The organism is Winslowiella iniecta, assembly GCF_001267535.1.
GTDB lineage: Bacteria > Pseudomonadota > Gammaproteobacteria > Enterobacterales > Enterobacteriaceae > Erwinia > Erwinia iniecta.
Window position 1 is genome coordinate 120,403 of the sequence record NZ_JRXE01000005.1, and the last position, 20,599, is coordinate 141,001.

Here is a 20,599-nt window from a genome sequence, read left to right on the forward strand (position 1 = left end):
AAAAGGCATCTGCGATTTGCAGGAAGAGATTGTTAAAGCGGTCAATACCCTTGCTGATGTTTTAAAAGAACTGGTTACTGCCTGTAAACCGCAGGAAGGTGGCAAAAAGCCTTGCCGCTGTCACGGTCACGATGATCACAGTTCAGATAAGCCTAGCGACTCACCGACGCCCGCCACCTCACCTAAACAGCCTGATGGCAAAGTTCCGGAAAAGCAGGAGACGCCAGCCAAACCGCAGGAGCTACCTGCCGTACCTGAAGCGCCGAAAGATGAGGAGTTATTTGCGATTGTATTGCAATCCAATAGCTATATCTGGAAAGGAAACAAGGATGATAATGGCGATATCTATTCCCATGATGTGAAAACCGGCGCATTGAAGCGTAAAGCGGTGGATAGCGCTCAGCGAATGGGTCAGAGCAATGCGATTACCACCGACGGTTATCACTATATGGCTGTCGATACCAGCACCGTCTATCGTGGTAAGGAAGGGGCAACCTTTGAACTGATGAGCTCGCTTTCCGGTGGAGAATATCTTGATGGTTTTGCCTTCCGTAAAGACAACACCGGCTATATGTTTCGTGGGATGAAAAACGTAGTGTCGTGGTTCAGTCACGACCCTGCCACCACCAATATTGCGCGCCATACTCTGACGGTACTGCCGGGTGCAGGGGAATCCCGCGTGGCATTTGGTTCACTGGAAGAGCAGTGGATTACCGATATTGTCTTTGATGGTAATGACCGCGCCTGGCTTATCGGCTTTTACGGTGATTTGTGGGTGGTGGAAGATACCCGTTCACCTACGGAATGGAGAACGCGTTATCTGTTCCGTTTCCCGCAGTTAACTTTTGCTGGCGGATATACCCGCTATATCGGTATCGCATTTGATTCAACGGGCAATCTATTCCTCGCCGGTGGACAGATTGAAAGCAACAACTCTTCACGGCGTTTTATCGCCAAAGGGTCAGTGAAAGACGCCAGTAAACTGGAACTGTTATATGACGGTGGCCCGCAATCGGGTTCGTATGGCGATCTTTCTTCGCAGGCATTTCCGCAGATAACGCTTTGATCTTTCGGGCCAGCTTCGTCTGGCCCACCAACATCAGCATTCGGCAAGTTAGCCTGCGTTAAAATGTATAGCCTTGGCTATACTCAAATCCATGATTTTATTGTCTTTTTATATTCACTGCTGCGTGATAGCATGCGCGCTCTTTTGAAAAGTTCGCGCAATTTTTGACGAATAGCAGGCTTTTTCTTTCGTCAGCACGCAGTCGGTATAAAAACAATGAACGTTTACGCCACACTGATTCTCGCTTTTGCTATGTCGATGGATGCCTTTGCCGCTGCAATTGGTAAAGGTGCTGCATTGCACCGCCCGACGCTCAAAGAGGCGATTCGAACCGGGCTGATCTTTGGCACCATTGAGGCTTTAACGCCGTTAATCGGCTGGGCCATCGGCCTCGCGGCCAGTCAGTATATTATGGCGTGGGATCACTGGGTCGCCTTCACGCTGCTGCTGGTACTGGGTGCGCGTATGATTATTGAAGGCTTTCGCCGTCCGCAACAGGAAGAATATCAACAACCGCAACGCCACGGTTTTTTGCTGCTGGCCACCACGGCGGTAGCCACCAGTATCGACGCAATGGCGGTCGGAGTGGGTCTGGCATTCCTGCAGGTGAATATTGTCGCCACCGCGCTGACGATTGGCGCAATGACTGCTTTGATGGCGGCAAGCGGAATTTTGTTAGGTCGCTTTATTGGCCCGGTAATGGGGAAATGGGCCGAAGTGGTTGGTGGTGTGGTACTGATTGGTATCGGTTGCAGCATTCTGGTGGAACATTTAGGGTTGCTGAGCTGAGAAGGAACCCTGCCAGCAGGACGGGAGCCGAAATCGGTTTCCCATGTGGCATTAATCTGCCTTTGCTAAAGGTTAAAAATCCCATCTCGTTTAGCTTTTGTTTAACTTAATCTTTGCATACTTTAGTCAGTTTCTGTGATCTGCCTCAAATAAATTTGCCTGAAAAACGCGCGGCTTGTATAATTTTTAGCGTTATTCAACAAAATTTGAACCAGGTAGTATCATGAAAAAATTTTTTAAATATGTGTTCCGCACCTACGTTGAAGCTTATAAGCACGTACCGCCGGGCGCACTGCACTGAGTTTCCATCGCGAAACCGGTCTGCAAAGAACCCTCGATAGCCACGGTTAAGGATCGACCGATGGTTATCAAACCTCTCCGTTTCTTCCGGTAAATTCTCTCTTCTTGCTATTTTTCTCTTATCAGGCAATGTATTAGTTAAACCAGTCTGGCTTTCCTTATGGACGATTTAACCGGAGAAAACCATGAGTCAACACGTTGCTGCTCTGCTGATTATTGATATGCAAAATGGTTTGGTAAATGGCGAAAAGACGCCGTGGGCCAAAGAAAGTTTGCTGAGTAATATCAATAAGCTGATCGCCAAAGCGCGTGAAAGCCAGCAACCCATCATTTTTGTGCAGCATACCGGGCCGGATGGAACGATTCTGGCGCAAGGCAGCGAGATGTGGCAGATCGCGCCCGAATTGCAGCGGGAAGAGCACGACAGTTATCTGACCAAAACGCGGCCAAGCTGTTTTTACCAGACGTCGTTACTGAGCCTGCTGGCAGAGAAAGGTATCAATAAGCTGATCGTGTCGGGAATGCAGTCGGATTACTGTGTTGATACCACCTGTCGCGCTGGCCGCGATCTGGGTCTGGACACCGTACTGGTCAGCGATGCTCACAGCACTTTCGATAATGGTGTGCTGAGCGCTGAGCAAATCGTGGCTCATCATAATAAGCTGCTTTCGGGGCCGTTTGTCACCGTATTGACCAGCGATGAAGTGAGCTTTAAAAACTGACGAAAGCTGGCGGCAGTGCTGCCGCCAGCCGGTTACAGACTCAGAGTTTCGTATCGATAATCGGGTCGCGTACCACAAACAGGTAGGACATCGCGCCCAGCACCGTGACGCAGGCACAGATGGTCAGCGCCAGACTGAACGAGTTGGTGGTATCGAGGATCCAGCCGGTGACCACCGGCGCGAATGAGGCAAAGACAAAGCTGGCAAAGTTCTGGATGCCACCGACGGAAGCGGTCATGCGTGAGTTAACCGCCACATGAATCAGTCCCCAGCAGGAAGTACCGGCAAAGTGGATGCAGAACAGCGCCATCCCAATTAACACCACCGCACTGCCGGTGTTATCGGCACGCACCACCACCGCAGTAAAGGCGGCGGAGAACAACATTCCGGCGACAATACAGATTTTGCGGGTTTTCAACGGCTCCATGCCTTTACGCACCAGCGCATCGACGACAAAACCGTTCAGCAACATACCCGCAGCACCAAACAGGAACGGAATGGCGGATAACAGACCGGTGCTTTTTAAGTCGAGGTTGTAAGTGGTTTGCAGATAACCCGGCAGCCAGGCCAGATACAGCCAGGCGGTATAGTTAATGCCGCTGAAGCCAATCATCATGCCCCACATGGTGCGGTTTCTGAACAGCCCACGCCACTCGCGGAAACTTAACGGCTCTTTACTGGCGCGCACACTGCCCGCTTCCAGATAATTAATCTCTTCTTTCGTCAGGGTGCTGTTATCGCGGTTGCGGTACAGCATGTACCAGCCCACCGCGAGAAACATCCCCAATACCCCGATGGTAACAAACATGCCGCGCCAGCCCATCACCAGCATCATTGCCGCGAGGATCGGGGGACTGATCGCCAGGCCAACGGTGGAAGCGGCGTTGAAAATGCCCATGGGCATCCCGCGATCTTTAATATTAAACCAGTCATTGATCACTTTAACGCCGCACGGGTTCATTGGCGCTTCCCCGATACCCAGCCCGATACGCACCAGAATAAACTGGGTGAAGTTATGTACCAACCCGGACAGCGCCTGGAAAAATGACCAGACGAACATGCCAATACCCAGCATGATTCGCGGTCCTTTGCGGTCCAGTAGCGCACCGCAAGGTAACTGGGCAATGCCATAGGCCAGCGAGAAAGCGGACAGCAGGAAGCCAATTTCAGTGGCGCTCAGACCCAGTTCACCGCGGATAGTCATATTCGCGACCGACAGTGAGCTGCGATCGAGATAGTTAATGATGGCTGCAAGGAACAACAAGATCATTGCGGTGGTCTGGATCTTTTTGATCCGTGGCGATCGTAAAATCGCGCCGCGAGCGGGCACGAAATCAACCGGATCGGTGCCCTTCACGGTACTGGCTTCGTTACCGGTTACGCTGCGACTATTTTCCATTACTCACTCCCGGAATGTGTAGAGTTTTATTATTTTGCATCGGCAACATCGCCAGAAGGTCAGTTGCCAGTCGGGGTTTGGGGATTAACAGATCAGCATCCTGGAGGGTAAAAAGTGAGCGTGTTACGAAGTTGTTTCATTTCCGTGCGGCAGCTAATGCTTTGCGGTTTTTTATCGGTACTTAATCGATTTTTCTGCCGACAGGGCGATAAAAATTGCCGTAGCGGACTCAGCTATACTGATTAATCGAGCGAATCATCGATTGCTTGGCGGTGGAGAGATGGCGATGCAGTTCACAATGGGCCTCCACATCATTGCGGCTCAGTATGGCGGTGAGAATGGCCATATGTTCCTCCAGCGCGACGATATTGCGGGATTTTAAATCGCTCTCATCCCACTGATAATGCGAATGGAAAATAACGGATATAATTTCAAGTGACTGATTGAAGAAGGGATTATTTGCCGCTGACAGGATCAGAGAATGCATCTCTTTATCCAGCTGGGCAAACATGCGGTAACTGCTGGCGATGGTGTCGCGCATCTGACGATGGCGGTCCAGCAAATCTCTGGCCTGCATCCAGCGCCCGTCATCGCCGGGCAAATTCATAAAGCGGTTAAGCGCGTGAGTTTCCAGCATTTCGCGCAGCTCGAACAGCTTCTCCGCGTAGTTCTGATCGAATTTTTTCATATGCCAGTAGCCGCGCCGCACCTGTTCAATCAGGTTATAGCGGCAGAAGCGCAGCAAAAATTCCCTGACCACTACCGGGCTGACCTTTACCGACTGCGCCAGCTTGATTTCCGAGAAGGTGTCGCCCGCCTTGAGCTGACGCTGGTTAATCATCTGGAAAAAAGCCTGTTCAAACAGTGCCGTTTGTTTATCGACCGGCGGATACAGCTCGCTGAAGCCGTCATGCTGAGTGGGCTGGCGGGCAATCAGATAGCATTCAGCCACTTTCTCCAGCACGCCACATTGCTCAAAATGCGCCAGCGTATGGCGCACGGTGGTGCGGCTGATATTAAACATCTCGGCCAGCGCTGCCTGCGGGGGCAGCGGCGAACGGATTTGACCATGCACCAGGGCATCGATCATCTGATTAATCACATTCTGACGAAGTTCCAGCGATCGGCTCATGGTGTCTCCCGGTTTTTAAATCCATTAAAAACCACATCAGGACCAAAAAATCAGTCTCCTGTCACACTTCTGCACTGATGAAATTTCCGCGCCGGTTTTTTACGCCATAACAGCGCACAGACAACAGGAGAGTAGCCATGACGATGATAAACACGCTGGTATGCGCAGAACCGAGAAAAATGGTGTATCAGCACGTTGAAAAACCGGCCCCAAAGGCGAATGAAGCGCTGATAAAAATCATCGCTGCCGGGATTTGCGGCACCGATATTCATGCCTGGGCAGGGAATCAGCCCTTTTTCAGTTATCCACGCGTATTAGGCCATGAGTTGTGCGGCGAAGTGGTGGCACTCGGCAGTGAGGTGAAACATCTGCATATTGGCCAGCGCACGACGTTGATTCCGTATGTGTCCTGTTCAGAGTGCGGTGCCTGTCGCAGCGGCAAAACGAACTGCTGCGAAAATATTTCGGTGATTGGTGTCCATCAGGACGGCGGTTTTTGCGACTATCTCAGCGTGCCTGCGGCGAATTTGTTGGCGGTTGACGACCTGCCAGCGGAAACGGCGGCATTGATCGAACCTTTTGCCATCAGCGCCCATGCAGTGCGCCGCGCCGGATTGCAGCCAAATGAAGATCTGCTGGTGGTGGGTGCCGGACCAATTGGTCTCGGCGTGGCGGCGATAGCCAGAGCATCCGGGGCGAATGTTGTGGTTGCTGATACCAGCGAGTTTCGTCGTCAGAATGTCACCCGTGCGCTGGGCTTGCCAGTACTGAATCCGCTCGACGCTGATTTTGAAACATCATTGCGTCAGCACTGCTCCGGGATGCTGGCGGCCAAAGTGATCGATGCCACCGGCAGCCCGCAGGCAATGAATAACACCATCAGCCTGATCCGTCATGGCGGCACGATTGTGTTTGTCGGGCTGTTTAAAGGGGATTTGCAGTTCTCAGATCCGGAGTTCCACAAGAAAGAGACCACCATGATGGGCAGCCGCAACGCCACGCTGGAGGATTTTACCCGGGTCAGGCAATTAATGGCGGAAGGCAAAATCACCGCCGCGATGATGCTGAATCAGCACTTCGAGTTTGCCAGTCTGGCCGAGGTGTTTGAGGCGCAGGTGATTAACAACCGGCAGTTAATTAAAGGCGTGATTCACTTCTGAAATTACGCCGGTTGCGCGAGGGTTACGCCTCGCGATACTTCTGTTTATCGGCCGCGGTAAACGCGTTGTCGCCGATGGTCACTTTCTGCAGAAGAATGCACCATAGTGTAGTCAATGACGTCTGGCGCACGTATCCTCTTTGACAGAGTAGGGTGCAGTGGGATCGTGAGGACGTGGCAATAATGGTTAAATCTTTGCTGGCAGTAGTGGCCGGTGGTGCGGTGGGCTGTGTGCTGCGCTGGCTGATTTCAGTGCGTTTCAATGCGTTATTTCCCAATCTGCCGCCGGGAACGCTGATTGTGAATCTGGTCGGCGGATTTATTATCGGCATGGCGCTGGCGTATTTTATGAAAAATCCGCAGCTGGATCCGGCGTGGAAATTATTGATTGTTACCGGTTTATGTGGCGGCATGACGACCTTTTCGAGCTTTTCAGCCGAAATTATGCTGCTGTTGCAAAGCGGTAATTATCTGTGGGCGATGCTCAGCATTATCACCCATGTGATCGGATCGCTGCTGATGACCTTTGCCGGTTTTGCGTTAATTACGGTGCTTTAAGGATGCCACGCTGCATGCCCTCGGCACGGGAGTCGAAAACGGCTCCCCTACATAATTCCTGTAATAACAGTGGGTTGTAGGGGCGGCATTCTCGCCGCCCGTTATTGCAGATTTACTTCAGGCAATCAGCAATAAATTTAACCGCGGTTTGCGCGCCCTGGCCGGAAATGGTGTGTCCGGTTGCCGGTTCAAACTGGGTTTTTACCTGTACGCCCGCAGCGATCAGCCGCAGCGCCGCAGACTCACTTTCTGCCCATGGAATCACCGTGTCGGCATGGCCGTGAATCAGCAGCGCTGGCGTTTGTGTCGCCGGGGTAAAGGGTTCAGGAGATGCCAGCCGCCCGGAAAATGCCACCACGGCAGCGACCGGCCAGCGGCCGGTGGCCAGGGCATCCAGCGCCATAATCGATCCCTGCGAAAAACCGACCAGCACGACCCGATTCAGTTGGTCGCTCATCTGATGGGCGTCGACAATGCTCCGCAGTGTATCGTCAAAGGCTTCACGCGCCTCAGCCACTCGCGCCGGACGATTCTGCGCGGTAACACCATTCAGGCTAAACCATTGATAACCTGCACCATGTTCAAAGTGATACGGGGCATCTGGTGAAGCAAAAGCCGCGCCGGATAACGCCGGTGCCCAGTGGCTGCCCAAACCGGCCAGATCGTCGCCGTTACTGCCGACACCGTGCAGCATAATGATTAAACTTTTTGCCATCTTTACTCCTGAATCGGGTGCATTCACAACCATTTAATGTGTTGAAGTGCATCCTGAGATTGATGCAGAACATGAACTGCTAAATCCTGTTCGGCCCTGGGGTTAAATTAATCCTTTTGCTCTTCATCACTGACTTCTCCTCTCACCCTTGAGAGGAATGTATTGCGATCCCACTCCGTGGTTTCTCCACTGGCTAATCCTTCAGCAACAAGGTCACGTAATTGTTGCAGGCTTGATTCAGCCTGTTTTTCACGTACCAGAATACTTTTTCATCGCGTATCTGTCAGTGCAGGATATTGCCATGAAAGTCATTATTTGTGCTTTTTCTGACCATTTAAGCTGAAGCCCGTAGTGAATAAGTCTAAGCTGACTGTCTCATAATGGATTGCAAGAGAGGCTGTCTATGCTGTTTCGCCGCTTCGAAAGGTTGATCAATATTTTTCAGGATGCGCCCAGCGAGGCACCGCCAGATCGGGTCTGGTCATTCTATTTTTACTATCTTCGCCAGGTATGGCGCAGTTTTGCCGCGTTGCTGGCGGTCGGGCTGGTGGCCTCGCTAATTGAGGTGGCGCTGTTCAGCTATCTCAGCCGTATTATCGATCTGGCAAATAATTCCTCGCCCGCCACGCTGTTCAGCGAACATTGGGGGATTTTACTGTGGATGGCCTTTGTGGCGCTGATTCTGCGTCCGGTGTTTATCGGTTTGCACGATTTGCTGGTTAATCAGAGTATTAACCCCGGCATGACCAGTATGATCCGCTGGCAAAATCACAACTATGTGCTGCGTCAGAGCCTGAATTTTTTCCAGAATGATTTTGCCGGACGTATTGCCCAGCGCATTATGCAAACCGGTAATGCGCTGCGCGATTCCGCCGTGCAGACGGTGGATGCGCTGTGGCATGTGCTGATCTATGCCGTCACCGCGTTAGTGTTATTTGCGCAGGCCGACTGGCGGCTGATGGTGCCGCTGATTATCTGGATGGTGGGTTATATCAGCGCGATGCGCTTCTTTGTGCCGCGCATCAAAGCGCGCTCGGTGGCCTCTTCCGATGCACGATCCAAACTGATGGGCTGTATTGTTGATGGCTACACCAATATCACCACGCTGAAACTGTTTGCTCATACCGATCTGGAACAGCGCTACGCGCGTGAGGCGATAGAGGAGCAGACCGATAAAATGCGCCAGGCCACGCGCATGGCAACCAGTATGGATTTGACTATTTCGACGCTAAACGGCCTGTTAATAGTCAGCACCACCGGTCTGGCGCTCTGGCTGTGGACGCAATCACTGATTAGCGTGGGTGCGATTGCGCTGGCAACCGGACTGGTGATCCGTATTGTGAATATGTCCGGCTGGATTATGTGGGTGATTAACGGCATCTTCGAAAATATTGGGATGGTGCAGGATGGACTGAAAACTATTTCTCAGCCGATTACCGTTGCCGACCAGCCGGATGCTGAACCGTTGCGGGTTCAGCGTGGTGCGATTCATTTTGATCGGGTGCACTTTGATTATGGCGGCAGCCGCCAGGTGATTAACGGCCTCGATCTTAATATTAAACCCGGTGAAAAGATTGGTTTAATCGGCCCTTCCGGTGCCGGTAAATCCACGCTGGTGAATCTGTTGATGCGTCTGTATGACATCAACGGGGGGCGCATTCTGATCGACGGTCAGGATATCGCTCAGGTCAGCCAGCAAAGCCTGCGGGCACAGATTGGCATGATTACCCAGGATACTTCGCTGTTGCACCGCTCGATTCGCGATAACTTACTGTATGGCCGACCGGATGCCAGCGAGGAGGAGCTGATTGCCGCGATTCACCGTGCGCGTGCTGACGAGTTTATCCCGCTGCTCTCCGATCCACAGGGACGAACCGGACTGGATGCGCAGGTGGGCGAACGCGGCGTCAAGTTGTCCGGCGGCCAGCGCCAGCGTATCGCCATCGCCCGCGTGCTGTTAAAAGATGCGCCAATTCTGGTGATGGATGAAGCGACCTCGGCGCTGGATTCCGAAGTGGAAGCAGCCATTCAGGAGAGCCTGGAAACCCTGATGCAGGGCAAAACCGTGATTGCCATCGCCCACCGCCTGTCGACCATTGCGAAGATGGACCGGCTGGTGGTGCTGGAGAAGGGCGAGATTGTTGAATCAGGCAGCCACCGTGAGCTGCTGGCGCAAAACGGCCTGTATGCCCGCCTGTGGCAGCATCAGACCGGTGGTTTTGTCGGCGTCGATTAATCGTTTTTACGATACGGCAGGGCGTCGCGTGCCTCGACGATCCAGTCGGCGACGCCGCTGCGCTCCTGCTGAAGAAAATCGTCGACCGCCGCACGTAAACCGGGGTGACACAGGTGGTGCCATGAGCGGGTCAGCGTCGGTTCGAACCCTCTGACCAGCTTATGTTCTCCCTGCGCACCGGCATCAAAACGGCTCAGTCCGGCGGCGATGGCGTAATCCATTCCCTGATAAAAGCAGGCCTCAAAATGCAGCCGATCAAACTCGGCTATCGCGCCCCAGTAGCGACCATAAAATGTGCTGCCGCTGACCAGGCTAAAGGCCATGGCCAGTGGCTGTCCGCGTAGCTGCGCCAGCACTACGCGAATATTTTCCGGCATCCGCTGTGCCAACAGGCTGAAAAATTCCCGCGTCAGATAAGGGCGTTGTCCGCGCGCCGCATAAGTGTTGGCATAACAGGTGTAGATAAAATCCCATTGATTTTCCGTCACCTGCGCACCTTCCAGCCAGCTAAATTCAATGCCGGATGCGGCGACCTGCTCGCGCTCTTTGCGCAGTTGCTTGCGCTTGCGCGACATTAAGCTGTCGAGAAAATCCTGGAAATCGCGGTAGCCGCGATTATGCCAGTGATACTGGCAGCCATGGCGTTCCAGCCACGCTGGCTGCGCGGCCAGCAGGCTGTCCGCCTCGGCGTCGGTAAAGTTGATATGTGCGCCAGATAATCCGTGGCGCAGCAGATAGTCGGGCAACTGCGCCAGCAGCTGGCTGGCCGCTGCGGATTCGCCCAACACTCTGGCACCGGTTACCGGGCTGAAAGGAATCGCACCCAGCCATTTGGGATAATAAGCAATACCGGCACGATGGCAGGCGTCTGCCCAGCCGTGATCGAAAACGTATTCACCGCGCGAGTGACTTTTACGGTAGCCGGGGATCGCCGCACGCAGCGTGCCTTGTTGATGCCACAGCAGATGTTCAGGCTGCCAGCCGCTGTGCTGACTCAGACAACCGCTCTCTTCCAGCGTGGAGAGAAAAGCGTGGCGCAGAAACGGATTATCGTCCGGCAGCAGCGCGTCCCATTCAGCAGCGGGCAGTGCTGACAACGATGTCAACGTGGTGAAAGACATCAACAGGCTCCGTTGGCATAAAAAATCGAGTGTAATGCAAATCGGCAGGGACTGTCTGAGATTATCAGCGCACCGACGGGCCGTTACTTCTCATCAGCATGCATCTGTAAGGCCATGGCGCTGGCCGGATCAAACAGCGACAGACTCTCAATCTGATCGAGCAGAATCACCTTGCGGAAAATCATCGCCGATCTTGGTTCCGAGGTCAGCGTAATATTATGTTTTGCATACCAGGCGCTGTAGTTGTGCTCAATGCAGAGTTCCAGTGACTTACTGCTGCGATAACCGCTCAGCATCGGGATCAGCACCAGATTATTGGCGGTAGTATTATCGAATGAGGCGGTGTGGATCATGCCGATATAAATACGCCGCGATTTCAGCGTCACCCACGCCAGCTCACCTTCTTCCATACACTGATACAGTATTCCTTCCACGCCATTGGAGCGGGTCAGGCGTTTGTACAGCCGCTGGCGACCGCTGCTGCTCAGACGCGCACTGGGCGCCCAGTTTGAGCGATAGAGACAGAACAGTACCGCGAATGACAGCATTACCACCACCGGTGCCTGAATGCCGAGGAAACTCCAGGTCATAAACTCAATCTGGTAATGATGGTGGCCGAAAGCGGCAAACTGCGGCAGGACATTCAGCGTGGCCGACACGGCCAGCAAAATCAGCCAGGTCAGGCCGGTCGCAATCACCCCTTGCAGGACAAAAATGCAACCATAGAGCGCCACCAAAAAGTAGACGTCCCAGCCGAAAGAGCGTTTGATTTTAAAACGGGTAGAGAGGTCGCGGCTGGTGTACCAGTATCCGCATACCATCAGCACCATAAATATCGCGGTACCCATCTCAGGCCCTCTTCAGCGCGTTAACGTGCTCATTAAAATCATGTTGCACCTCTTCGCTGAGGATATTCACCGTGGCGTTGCCATCTTCATCAATAATGATGCGTTCGCCGTCGGCAATCGACTCTTCAATATCGCTACGATTCAGTACTTGCAGTAATTTTTCCGGGCTGGAAAACAGTGAACGAACCAGTTTGAACATGAATTTTTTCCTCCTTTTACCCTTAAGTGTAGAGTGTCCGAAGTGAAGGGTGAGGGAGAAAATTCTGCATTACGCGGGTTAACTGCCCGACCAGTGCATGGACTGACCGGGCTGCGGCAAGGGATCAGAAATCGACGCTGGCTTTCAGTACCACTTCACGTGGCTCGCCGACCGCCACGCGCAGATTGCCGCCGCTGGAAGGATAATAAGTTTTATCAAACAGGTTTTTCACGTTGACCTGCCACTTCACCTGCCAGCTATCAATCGGCGTGGTCCAGCCGACAAAGGCATCAGCAACGGTGTAGTCGCTGAGATAAAAGCTGTTGGCGGCATCACCCGGGCGGCGGCCGACATAACGCGCACCCATCCCGACTCGCAGATTATCCGCCGGCAACAGACCGGTATCGCCGAAATCCTGCGTCAGAAACAGGGCAGCGGTGTGACGCGCCACGTTGGTCAGCTGATTGCCGTTATTATCCGGATCGGAGGTGACGCGCGCATCGGTCCAGGCGTAGCTACCGATGACACTCAGCGAGTCGGTCAGCTTACCGGAAGCATCCAGTTCAATCCCTTGTGAGCGTACTTTTCCGGCGGTGCGCGTCACGCTTTCGCCATCCACCCACTCACTGACCATCACATTGCGTTTGTTGATATCAAACAGCGCCAGCGTGCCGGTAATACCGTTCGGCAGATCCACTTTTGCGCCCACTTCATAGGCTTTGCCCAGTTCCGGCGGCAGCGCATCAATCTGCGTGGCGATGGATGAGTTTGGCTTAAACGACTCGGTATAACTGGCATACAGACTGGACCAGCTGTTGAGGTTGTAAACCACGCCGGCACGCGGCACCAGGCGACTGTCAGAGCTGTCGGTATTGGTGACAAACGGACGGCCTTTGCCGGACATCACGTCAAAGCTGTCGTAACGCAGCCCGCCAATCAGCAACCAGGCGTCGTTCAGGCGCATCGCATCCTGGATAAAGACGCCGCGGCTGTCGATATTTTCCCGCTGATCGCTGTCTTTGGCACTGACGGCGGTCGAGGAAGGCATCAGGCCATAAACCGGATGATAAATATTGAAGTCGCTGTTTTTTGTGCCGCGAATCATATCACCACGGAAAGTGCGGTCCGCTTCATAGTCAAAACCGGCCAGCAGCTGGTGATTGATCTTACCCCAGTCAACGTCGCCGTTAAACGTCAGCTGTACCGTCTGCGAGCGGCTTTGCGCAGCGACGGTGGCGTCCGCCTGACGGGTCAGGGTGCCGGTATCAGCATCAAAAGCGGTGGCGCGCGCCTGATTATCACTGTAACGATTACGGCTAAAGGCGTAAGTCAGCTGTGAGGTCCAGTTATCGCTCAGCTGCTGATCGAGCTGGAAAGTCAGCGTGTCCTGATCGCCACGGGTGGCATTATAGCCTTCGTCAAAACGGCGATCGCGCGGGGTGTTAACCGGTTTACCGCTATTCGGGTCGATAAGGGTGCCACGGTCAAACGGCGTCAGATACTCCATATGTTCCCACGCGATACGCACGGTGGTGGTTTCGCCGAACCACATCAGGGAAGGGGCGACCACCGTCTGGCGGTTACGACCAAAATTGCGCCAGTAATCGGTTTCATCGTGATCGACAATCAGGCGACCGGCAAAACCGGAAGTGCCGAGCGGGCCGGTAACGTCAAGCTGACCGCCGCCGCCGTTAAAACTGCTGGTGCGGCCTTCGAGATGAACATGCGGCGTCAGCAGCGGCTTTTTGCTGATGATATTGACCAGTCCGCCAGGCTCATTCATGCCGTACAGCATTGAAGACGGGCCTTTCAGTACCTCAACGCGTTCGCTGGTGGGGGTAAAGTTGCGTGCCTGAATCGAGCGCACGCCGTCGCGCAAAATGGAGCCGTCGCGGTTATCACCAAAGCCGCGTTTCATCACTGCATCTTGCGTACCGCCAAGGGTGTTGGTCTGGGTAATTCCGCTGACGTAATGCAGCGCCTGGTCGAAGTTACTGGCGTCCTGATCTGCCAGAATCTGATGCGGCACCACGGTGATATTTTGCGGCGTATCGATAATTTTTGCCGCGCTGCGCGTGGCAGTAGTCGCAGTGTGCGGCTGATAACCGCTTTCGTTCTGGTCACTGCTCGCTTGATTGACGATCAGCGTGGATTCTGCCTGGCTGCTAAGCGGCAAAAGCAGGCTGCCCAGCAGGCAGGTGGTGATTTTTTTCATTGTTGTAACTGACTCCAAAAGGTCCCTGAAAATTCCAGCGGCAAAAACTGCTGGTAAAGGTGTTGCATGGTCTGCTGCGGATCGACGTCGGCAAACAGTTGTGGATAGAGCGCCTTAGCAAAAAATTCGGCCGCCACCACGTGATACGGGCTGAGATAGAAGTTGTGCCACAGTGCAAAGGCGCGCTGCTGCTTAACCGCGCTCAGCTGACTGAGGATGGGGTGCGCCTGCATAATCTGTTGGAAGCTATGTTGCGCCTGCTGTGCTGTAACCTGCGGGCCAAGTTGTAGCGTTCTGGCATCGGCGGCCGGCGCGGCCATACCGGTGGCGATATACACCTGCGGCATGGCGGCCAGTACCGCTTCCTGATTTAACTCGCCAAATACCCCTTTCACCACCGGTGCGGCAATATTGTCGCCCCCGGCAAACGCCAGCAGCTGACCGAGATTGCCCTTTACAGCCGTGGTACAGCAGGTATCGCGACGGCCTAAATGCAGATGCAGCATGACTGAGGTTTTTGCACCGTGATAATCAGCCAGTCGCTGACGAATACGCTCCATATGTTGCTGATAGAAAGCGATAAAATCACCGGCGCGCTGCTGCTGATTAAGCACTTCTCCCAGTAACCGCATACTCGGCACGGTGTTATTTAACAGGTCAACCCGCAGGTCGACGACAATCACCGGAATACCGGCCTGCTGCATCAGCTGTCGGAAGTGCGCAGCTTCATGGGTGGTTTTTGCCAGTCGCGGCAGAATGACCAGGTCGGGTGCCAGTTTGAGTACGCTTTCGGCATTCAGATCGCGCACGCTGCCGGAGCCAGGCTGAGTAATCTTGCTAATTTGCGGGAATTTCTGCTGATACAGCGCCCAGGTTTGCGCGTCATATTTGGCGAGATCGGCAGGCCAGCCGACAATGCGTTGCGCCGGATAGCCCGGTTCCAGCAGCGCCAGCGTGTACAGCATACGGCTTTCGCCCAGCACAATGCGCTGCGGATTATCAGGGATTTCAACGGTTTGACCTGTGATATCGGTGACTTGTTTGGCGAGAGCGGTATGGCAGAACAGCAGCAGGAACAGCAGAAAAGCACGCATGGTGATAATTATCGCTGGAAAATTAAATGATAATAAAAATCACTCTAACTCTCAATCAATAACCCGGTGATGCGTGCCTTTCTGCGTTGATTATTCGGAATCTTGCCGCTGGCGGCTTGCCAGCAGCCACGCCTGACGGCGATTCTCCAGTGGCGTGACGGTAATGCCGTGTACCACAATACTGGCCACCACCAGGGTAAACGCCATATCGACCATCCGTTGCGCATCTGCGCCTGCCAGCCCGTGCATTGAGGCAAAGGCGATATAGTTAATACTGCCAATGCCGCGAATGCCCAGCCAGCCGATCAGCAACCGCCGCATACGCGGCATGCCAGTGCCGATAGTCGTCAGATACACCGCCGCCGGGCGAATCAGCAGAAACAGTATCGCCGCGATCAATAAACCGGTCAGGTTCCAGTGGTGGGCAAGGGTGACACCGAGAATCAGCACCATCCCTGCCGCCAGCAGGCGCTCAATGGTATCGCCAAACGACAGGGCATCGCCGACCACCAGACCCACTGATTTGGTCAGCCCGGCACCGCTGTAGCGATGGCGCTGATTGATATCGACCAGCATTTCCGCCGGGGGATGCTGATCGTCCTCCGGCAGATTTTCCGGTGGATGTCGCATCATTACCCGCAGTTCCGCGCGGCGCAGACCGACGCCGGCAGCAAAAGTCGCAAGAAACCCGGAGGCATCCACCGCCTGTGCCGCCGCGTAACTGAGGGCGATCAGTGCCAGCGCGAGAAAGTCATTGGGTGCAATATCCTGATGCGCGCTGCGCAGATGGGTAGTGAGTACGCCGATCAATCGTCCCATCCCAAAACCGATCGCGATTCCTCCGGCCAGCGCCCAAATCACATCGACTGCTGCCCAGTGCGCGAAGACACCCAGCGAGAGTGGCTGCTCACTGACAATCATGAGCATTGCCAGCATCAGCAGCGGCAGTGCCGAGCCGTCATTCATGCCTGCTTCACTGGAAAGCGCCACGCGCAGCGAGTCATTGTCGCGTGCATCATTAACCGAAATCAGGCTGGCAAGCACCGGGTCGGTGGGGGCAACAATGGCACCGAATGCCAGCGACAGCGGCCAGTCGAAATGGGCGAGAAAGTGCGCCACTACGGCCACGCCGGCAACCGTTAACAACATCGCCGGAAATGCCAGCCGCATCCCGACGCGCCAGTCCGGCGCACGCAGCGGTAAGCGTAACTTCAGCCCGGTTATAAACAGCGAAGCCGCCATGGCAATTTCGGTGATATGTGATGCCAGTGTGGCGTGTTTAACGATATCGATTTGTAGCAGGTCCAGTACCCACGGGCCGCAAATTATCCCGGCGACCAGATACAGGCCAAAGGAGGTGATCGGACCGCGATGGATCCACCCTGATGCTAAAGACATTAAAAGTAGCAGACCGCCAACTGCGGCAGTCCAGCCCAGAAAATCCATGGTTATTGTTTCCTTTCTGCAAGAATTAAAGCGGAAGAACGCCTGATTAAGCCTGGCATATTGTGGATAAGTCGCGATGGCTTTACGTGCAGATCAGGCCAGACAGGCTCCACAGGTAAAGTGCGGTAAATTTCCTGCTACATCCCGTGGTTGCTGTTGATTAAGATGAGAAAGCATCAGTTATACTGTCGGCTGTTTAACTTTGAAGTGGATGCTATGGAACGTTTCGCAGAAAATCTTATGTATGCCTCACGCTGGCTGTTGGCGCCGGTCTATATCGGCTTATCCCTCGGCCTGCTGGCGCTGGCAATCAAGTTTTTTCAGGAAGTCTTCCACCTGTTGCCGCATGTGCTGACCATTGCCGAGAATGATCTGGTGTTAGTGCTGCTGTCGTTGATTGATATGACGCTGGTGGGCGGTTTGCTGGTCATGGTGATGTTATCCGGCTATGAAAACTTCGTTTCCAAACTGGATATTGATGAAGGCAAAGAGAAGTTAAGCTGGCTTGGCAAAATGGATTCCGGCTCGCTGAAAAACAAGGTCGCGGCGTCGATTGTGGCCATCTCTTCGATTCATTTGTTGCGGGTGTTTATGGATGCGCGCAACATCGCCGATAACAAACTGATGTGGTACGTGATTATCCATCTGACCTTTGTCCTTTCCGCATTTGTGATGGGTTATCTCGACAATTTGTCGCGCAAGGATGCCAAAAAGTCACTCTGAATCCGGTAATTTTTTAGGGGCGGCTTTCGCGCCGCCCCTGCCGGGAACTGTCCCACCTTTTAGCCCCTCTCAATGTGAGTTCGATCACATCTGCTACGCTTAATAGTACGGCAATCCTAATGATGAAGGAGTACTGCATGAGTGATCACCACAAAGCGTCATCCAAATCGCTACTGACCGTCGACTATCCGGCACCGCCTTTTGAAAAGCAGCCACAGCCGATTCCCGGACTTGCCAGTAAGATGATCCCGGTGCCGGATCACGGTGAGAAAAGCTATCGTGGCTCGGGGCGTCTGGCAGGCCGAAAAGCGCTGATTACCGGCGGTGACTCCGGCATTGGTCGTGCGGTGGCGATTGCCTATGCGCGTGAAGGTGCCGATGTGGCGATTAACTATCTGCCGGAAGAAGAGTCCGATGCGGCAGAAGTGATTGCGCTGATTAAGGCCGAGGGGCGCAAAGCGATTGCGATTCCCGGTGACATCACTTCCGAAAGCTTCTGCAAAAGCCTGGTGCATCAGGCCGCCGAACAGCTGGGTGGTCTCGACATTCTGGTTAATAACGCCGGACGCCAGCAATTTGCCGAGTCGATTCGCGATCTCAGTACCGAATCATTCGACGCGACTTTTAAAACCAACGTCTATGCGATGTTCTGGATAACCAAAGCGGCGCTCGATTATCTGCCGCACGGTGCGTCGATTATCAATACTTCCTCGGTTCAGGCGTATAAGCCAAGCGAAATTCTGCTGGATTACGCGCAGACCAAAGCCAGTATCGTGGCCTTTACCAAATCGCTGGCGAAGCAGTTAGGTAAAGAGGGCATTCGCGTCAATGCCGTCGCGCCAGGGCCTTACTGGACGCCGTTGCAGTCCAGTGGCGGGCAGCCGCAGGAGAAAGTTCAGCAGTTTGGGGCAGACACACCGTTGGGTCGTCCCGGCCAGCCTGCCGAAATTGCGTCGATGTATGTGACGCTGGCCTCGACGGAAAGCAGCTTCACTTCAGGTCAGGTATGGTGCTCTGATGGCGGCACCGGCACGCTGTAAATTTAACGGCCCGCCGCGGTGGCCCGCTTAAAAGACGGGAAACAGTACCAAAACTGCCCGGCCGATTTTTTTTAACTCGGAGGAACTGATTTGACTACTGATTATGAAAAAAGAAGTCTTCAGCATGCGATTGGCGAAGCGACTATCCTGCTGGCCGACGACCGGCAAGTATTAAGTAAAAATGCGGTAATGGCGAAATTGCAGCAATTAGGTGAAATCGAGGCCGATGACCGTCGTGTATTGATTTACTGGAATGCACGCAAAAAACTGGGCCATATCAGGCAATCAGCAACCGGCTTTACTCTGCCATCTTATGCTGCACGCGGTAACCACGCGGACAATGATAATGATGGTGCTGCGACTCAGGACAGCCATCATCAATGGCGCGGGCGCAATGGGCGCGCCGATGAACGCAATCGCGGCGATTAGCGGTTAATGCCTGTCACGCTGGCTTTTCAGCCAGCGTGTTGTCACGGCAGGATTACCAGTGATATTTATTGGAGTCTTCCCACTCTTTCAGCTCTTTCTCCGCCTGATCCTTACCGTAACCATAACGCTCCTGGATTTTACCCAGCAGTTGCTCGCGCTTACCTTCCACCACAGTCATATCGTCATCAGTCAAATCGCCCCATTTCTCCTTAATTTTCCCTTTAAACTGCTTCCAGTTACCGCTGATTCGATCTTCGTTCATAATGATCTCCTGGGATCTGTCCTCGCCAGACTGGCGAGATGGCTCAGGCCGATTAGCCTGTGATAAGCTTAGCTGCGGAGTGGGGATCCGCTTCGACGAAGTGTGATCCCACACGTAAATCACCCATTATTTTTTTGCCTTTCTCTTTGTGAATGTTCGAAACCGTGAAAGCCTTGCTGTTATTGGCTAACGCCGCGTTTTGCGCGGTCACCCGTCACTGACATCGGCCGGCTTTTAAACGTTAACTCTTCGCGGATTTCCGCGCGTTCGGGACATTTCATGCCTCACTTCACGATTGATGTGCTTGCTGACCAGTGCGGCGTTACGCCAGCCAATATCCGTAGCTGGCAGCGTTACGGGCTGCTGAAACCACTGCGTGATGAAAACGGTCACCGTTTTTTTGAAAGTAGCCATATCAACCGCATCAATACCATCGTTGCCTGGCTGAAAAAAGGGGTGGCATTAAGCGATATGCTGGCGCTGATCAATGGCGAAACCCTGCGTCAGACCTCGGGCTGGATGACCTGTCAGCAACAAATTCTTGCCCACTGCGAAGCGTTCAGACCGCAAAAGCTGCGGGCGTTGATCTGGCGTTACGGCCGCGAAATCCCACCGGCAATTTTTGTTGATGAAGTGATTCGTCCGCTGCGCTCTTGGCTGAACGCCGGTAAGCAGCCCGAGCTGGATATGTCGCGCCTGCTGCTGGATTCCGCGCTGACTGAATATGCCACCTTTCTGTTAAGTAGCGTGCGCAAGCGCCCGGCGGCAACCATGCTGATTATGTCTTTTAGCGCGAAAGACCCGCTGGAGCTATGGCTGGAAGCGATACGCTATGCAGGCGACGGTTTTCGCGTCGAAGTATTGAGTGGCACCGTTATTAAGCCCGATCTCAGCCGGGTGCAGGCCGAGCATATTATGATCTGGAGCGATCGTGCGCTGACCCTCAGCCAGCAGCATCAATATGACAGCTGGCTGGAAAGCGGTTTGTATATCTTCCTTGCCGGACCCGCAGCCAGGCTTGCCAAAACGCCGCCGACAACAATCTGGTTTACCCCGGCAGATGACCGTGTTGACCCCATCACTACCCTGCCTGCCGAGAAAAATCTCTAAAATTAACGACAGATACTGGCGTATCGAGAGTTTGCG

At 53.8% G+C, this 20,599-nt stretch carries 20 protein-coding genes and 1 pseudogene; 10 read left to right on the forward strand and 11 right to left on the reverse strand.

Annotated elements, in window-relative coordinates:
* The 3 genes and pseudogenes from NG42_RS22870 to NG42_RS04775 form a co-directional block, all read left to right on the forward strand.
* Positions 1 to 1,066, forward strand: a pseudogene (locus tag NG42_RS22870) (hypothetical protein); the annotation flags it as partial.
* 216 nt (positions 1,067 to 1,282) lie between these two features.
* Entirely contained in the window at positions 1,283 to 1,855 is a 573-nt protein-coding gene (gene mntP / locus NG42_RS04770; protein ID WP_052898124.1) for a manganese efflux pump MntP, read from the forward strand.
* A 485-nt stretch (positions 1,856 to 2,340) separates the two neighbouring features.
* Positions 2,341 to 2,877, forward strand: a complete 537-nt coding sequence (locus tag NG42_RS04775) for a cysteine hydrolase family protein (protein ID WP_052898125.1) — start codon at positions 2,341 to 2,343, stop codon at positions 2,875 to 2,877.
* Between the two features lie 40 nt (positions 2,878 to 2,917).
* Here the strand turns inward: NG42_RS04775 and NG42_RS04780 are convergent, their stop codons facing one another.
* Positions 2,918 to 4,276, reverse strand: coding sequence for an MFS transporter (locus NG42_RS04780; protein WP_052898126.1), 1,359 nt, complete (start codon positions 4,274 to 4,276; stop codon positions 2,918 to 2,920).
* A 229-nt stretch (positions 4,277 to 4,505) separates the two neighbouring features.
* Positions 4,506 to 5,408, reverse strand: coding sequence for a GntR family transcriptional regulator (locus tag NG42_RS04785; protein ID WP_052898127.1), 903 nt, complete (start codon positions 5,406 to 5,408; stop codon positions 4,506 to 4,508).
* A gap of 137 nt (positions 5,409 to 5,545) precedes the next feature.
* Here NG42_RS04785 and NG42_RS04790 point away from each other — a divergent pair, with 137 nt between their 5' ends.
* Together NG42_RS04790 and crcB are read left to right on the forward strand one after the other, a co-directional pair.
* Positions 5,546 to 6,568 (forward strand): zinc-binding alcohol dehydrogenase family protein, encoded by a 1,023-nt coding sequence (locus NG42_RS04790; protein WP_052898128.1) that lies wholly within the window; start codon positions 5,546 to 5,548, stop codon positions 6,566 to 6,568.
* A 182-nt stretch (positions 6,569 to 6,750) separates the two neighbouring features.
* Positions 6,751 to 7,125 (forward strand): fluoride efflux transporter CrcB, encoded by a 375-nt coding sequence (gene crcB, locus NG42_RS04795; protein ID WP_052898129.1) that lies wholly within the window; start codon positions 6,751 to 6,753, stop codon positions 7,123 to 7,125.
* A 112-nt stretch (positions 7,126 to 7,237) separates the two neighbouring features.
* Here the strand turns inward: crcB and NG42_RS04800 are convergent, their stop codons facing one another.
* Both NG42_RS04800 and NG42_RS21850 read right to left on the reverse strand, forming a co-directional pair.
* The gene (locus NG42_RS04800) at positions 7,238 to 7,840 is read right to left on the reverse strand and encodes an alpha/beta hydrolase (protein ID WP_052898130.1); all 603 of its coding nucleotides are present in this window, start codon (positions 7,838 to 7,840) and stop codon (positions 7,238 to 7,240) included.
* A 107-nt stretch (positions 7,841 to 7,947) separates the two neighbouring features.
* Positions 7,948 to 8,103 carry a type II toxin-antitoxin system ParD family antitoxin gene (locus NG42_RS21850; RefSeq protein ID WP_072133184.1) on the reverse strand — a complete coding sequence of 52 codons (156 nt, stop codon included), beginning with the start codon at positions 8,101 to 8,103 and terminating at the stop codon, positions 7,948 to 7,950.
* Between the two features lie 140 nt (positions 8,104 to 8,243).
* On the opposite strand from NG42_RS21850, the gene NG42_RS04805 reads away from it, so the two are divergent.
* Positions 8,244 to 10,076, forward strand: a complete 1,833-nt coding sequence (locus NG42_RS04805; protein WP_052898131.1) for an ABC transporter ATP-binding protein — start codon at positions 8,244 to 8,246, stop codon at positions 10,074 to 10,076.
* Here NG42_RS04805 and NG42_RS04810 read toward each other — a convergent pair.
* From NG42_RS04810 to NG42_RS04835, 6 genes are all read right to left on the reverse strand, one after another.
* The gene (locus NG42_RS04810; RefSeq protein WP_052898132.1) at positions 10,073 to 11,197 is read right to left on the reverse strand and encodes a GNAT family N-acetyltransferase; all 1,125 of its coding nucleotides are present in this window, start codon (positions 11,195 to 11,197) and stop codon (positions 10,073 to 10,075) included. The genes NG42_RS04805 and NG42_RS04810 overlap by 4 nt on opposite strands.
* Positions 11,198 to 11,280: 83 nt before the next feature.
* Entirely contained in the window at positions 11,281 to 12,045 is a 765-nt protein-coding gene (locus tag NG42_RS04815; protein ID WP_052898133.1) for a hypothetical protein, read from the reverse strand.
* 1 nt (position 12,046) lies between these two features.
* The gene (locus NG42_RS04820; protein WP_052898134.1) at positions 12,047 to 12,244 is read right to left on the reverse strand and encodes a hypothetical protein; all 198 of its coding nucleotides are present in this window, start codon (positions 12,242 to 12,244) and stop codon (positions 12,047 to 12,049) included.
* Between the two features lie 124 nt (positions 12,245 to 12,368).
* On the reverse strand, positions 12,369 to 14,459 hold the full coding sequence (locus tag NG42_RS04825; RefSeq protein ID WP_053115680.1) for a TonB-dependent siderophore receptor: 2,091 nt from the start codon (positions 14,457 to 14,459) through the stop codon (positions 12,369 to 12,371).
* Complete coding sequence (locus NG42_RS04830; RefSeq protein ID WP_052898135.1) at positions 14,456 to 15,553, reverse strand: ABC transporter substrate-binding protein; 1,098 nt, start codon at positions 15,551 to 15,553, stop codon at positions 14,456 to 14,458. Before NG42_RS04830 ends, NG42_RS04825 begins: the two co-directional genes overlap by 4 nt.
* A 90-nt stretch (positions 15,554 to 15,643) precedes the next feature.
* Positions 15,644 to 16,999, reverse strand: coding sequence for a cation:proton antiporter (locus NG42_RS04835; protein WP_052898136.1), 1,356 nt, complete (start codon positions 16,997 to 16,999; stop codon positions 15,644 to 15,646).
* Between the two features lie 216 nt (positions 17,000 to 17,215).
* Between NG42_RS04835 and NG42_RS04840 the strand changes: the two genes are divergently transcribed.
* The 3 genes from NG42_RS04840 to NG42_RS04850 all read left to right on the forward strand — a co-directional run bounded on the left by NG42_RS04840 (position 17,216) and on the right by NG42_RS04850 (position 19,191).
* The gene (locus NG42_RS04840) at positions 17,216 to 17,722 is read left to right on the forward strand and encodes a TIGR00645 family protein (RefSeq protein WP_052898202.1); all 507 of its coding nucleotides are present in this window, start codon (positions 17,216 to 17,218) and stop codon (positions 17,720 to 17,722) included.
* Between the two features lie 137 nt (positions 17,723 to 17,859).
* Positions 17,860 to 18,762, forward strand: a complete 903-nt coding sequence (locus NG42_RS04845; protein WP_052898137.1) for an SDR family oxidoreductase — start codon at positions 17,860 to 17,862, stop codon at positions 18,760 to 18,762.
* A 90-nt stretch (positions 18,763 to 18,852) separates the two neighbouring features.
* The gene (locus tag NG42_RS04850; RefSeq protein WP_052898138.1) at positions 18,853 to 19,191 is read left to right on the forward strand and encodes a hypothetical protein; all 339 of its coding nucleotides are present in this window, start codon (positions 18,853 to 18,855) and stop codon (positions 19,189 to 19,191) included.
* Between the two features lie 52 nt (positions 19,192 to 19,243).
* On the opposite strand, the gene NG42_RS04855 is transcribed toward NG42_RS04850, so the two are convergent.
* A complete protein-coding gene (locus NG42_RS04855; RefSeq protein ID WP_052898139.1) occupies positions 19,244 to 19,453 on the reverse strand; it encodes a CsbD family protein in 210 nt (69 codons plus the stop codon).
* A 279-nt stretch (positions 19,454 to 19,732) separates the two neighbouring features.
* On the opposite strand from NG42_RS04855, the gene NG42_RS04860 reads away from it, so the two are divergent.
* Positions 19,733 to 20,563: a MerR family transcriptional regulator gene (locus NG42_RS04860; RefSeq protein ID WP_082203831.1), complete on the forward strand. Its 831-nt coding sequence runs from the start codon at positions 19,733 to 19,735 to the stop codon at positions 20,561 to 20,563.
* Positions 20,564 to 20,599 lie beyond the last annotated feature (36 nt).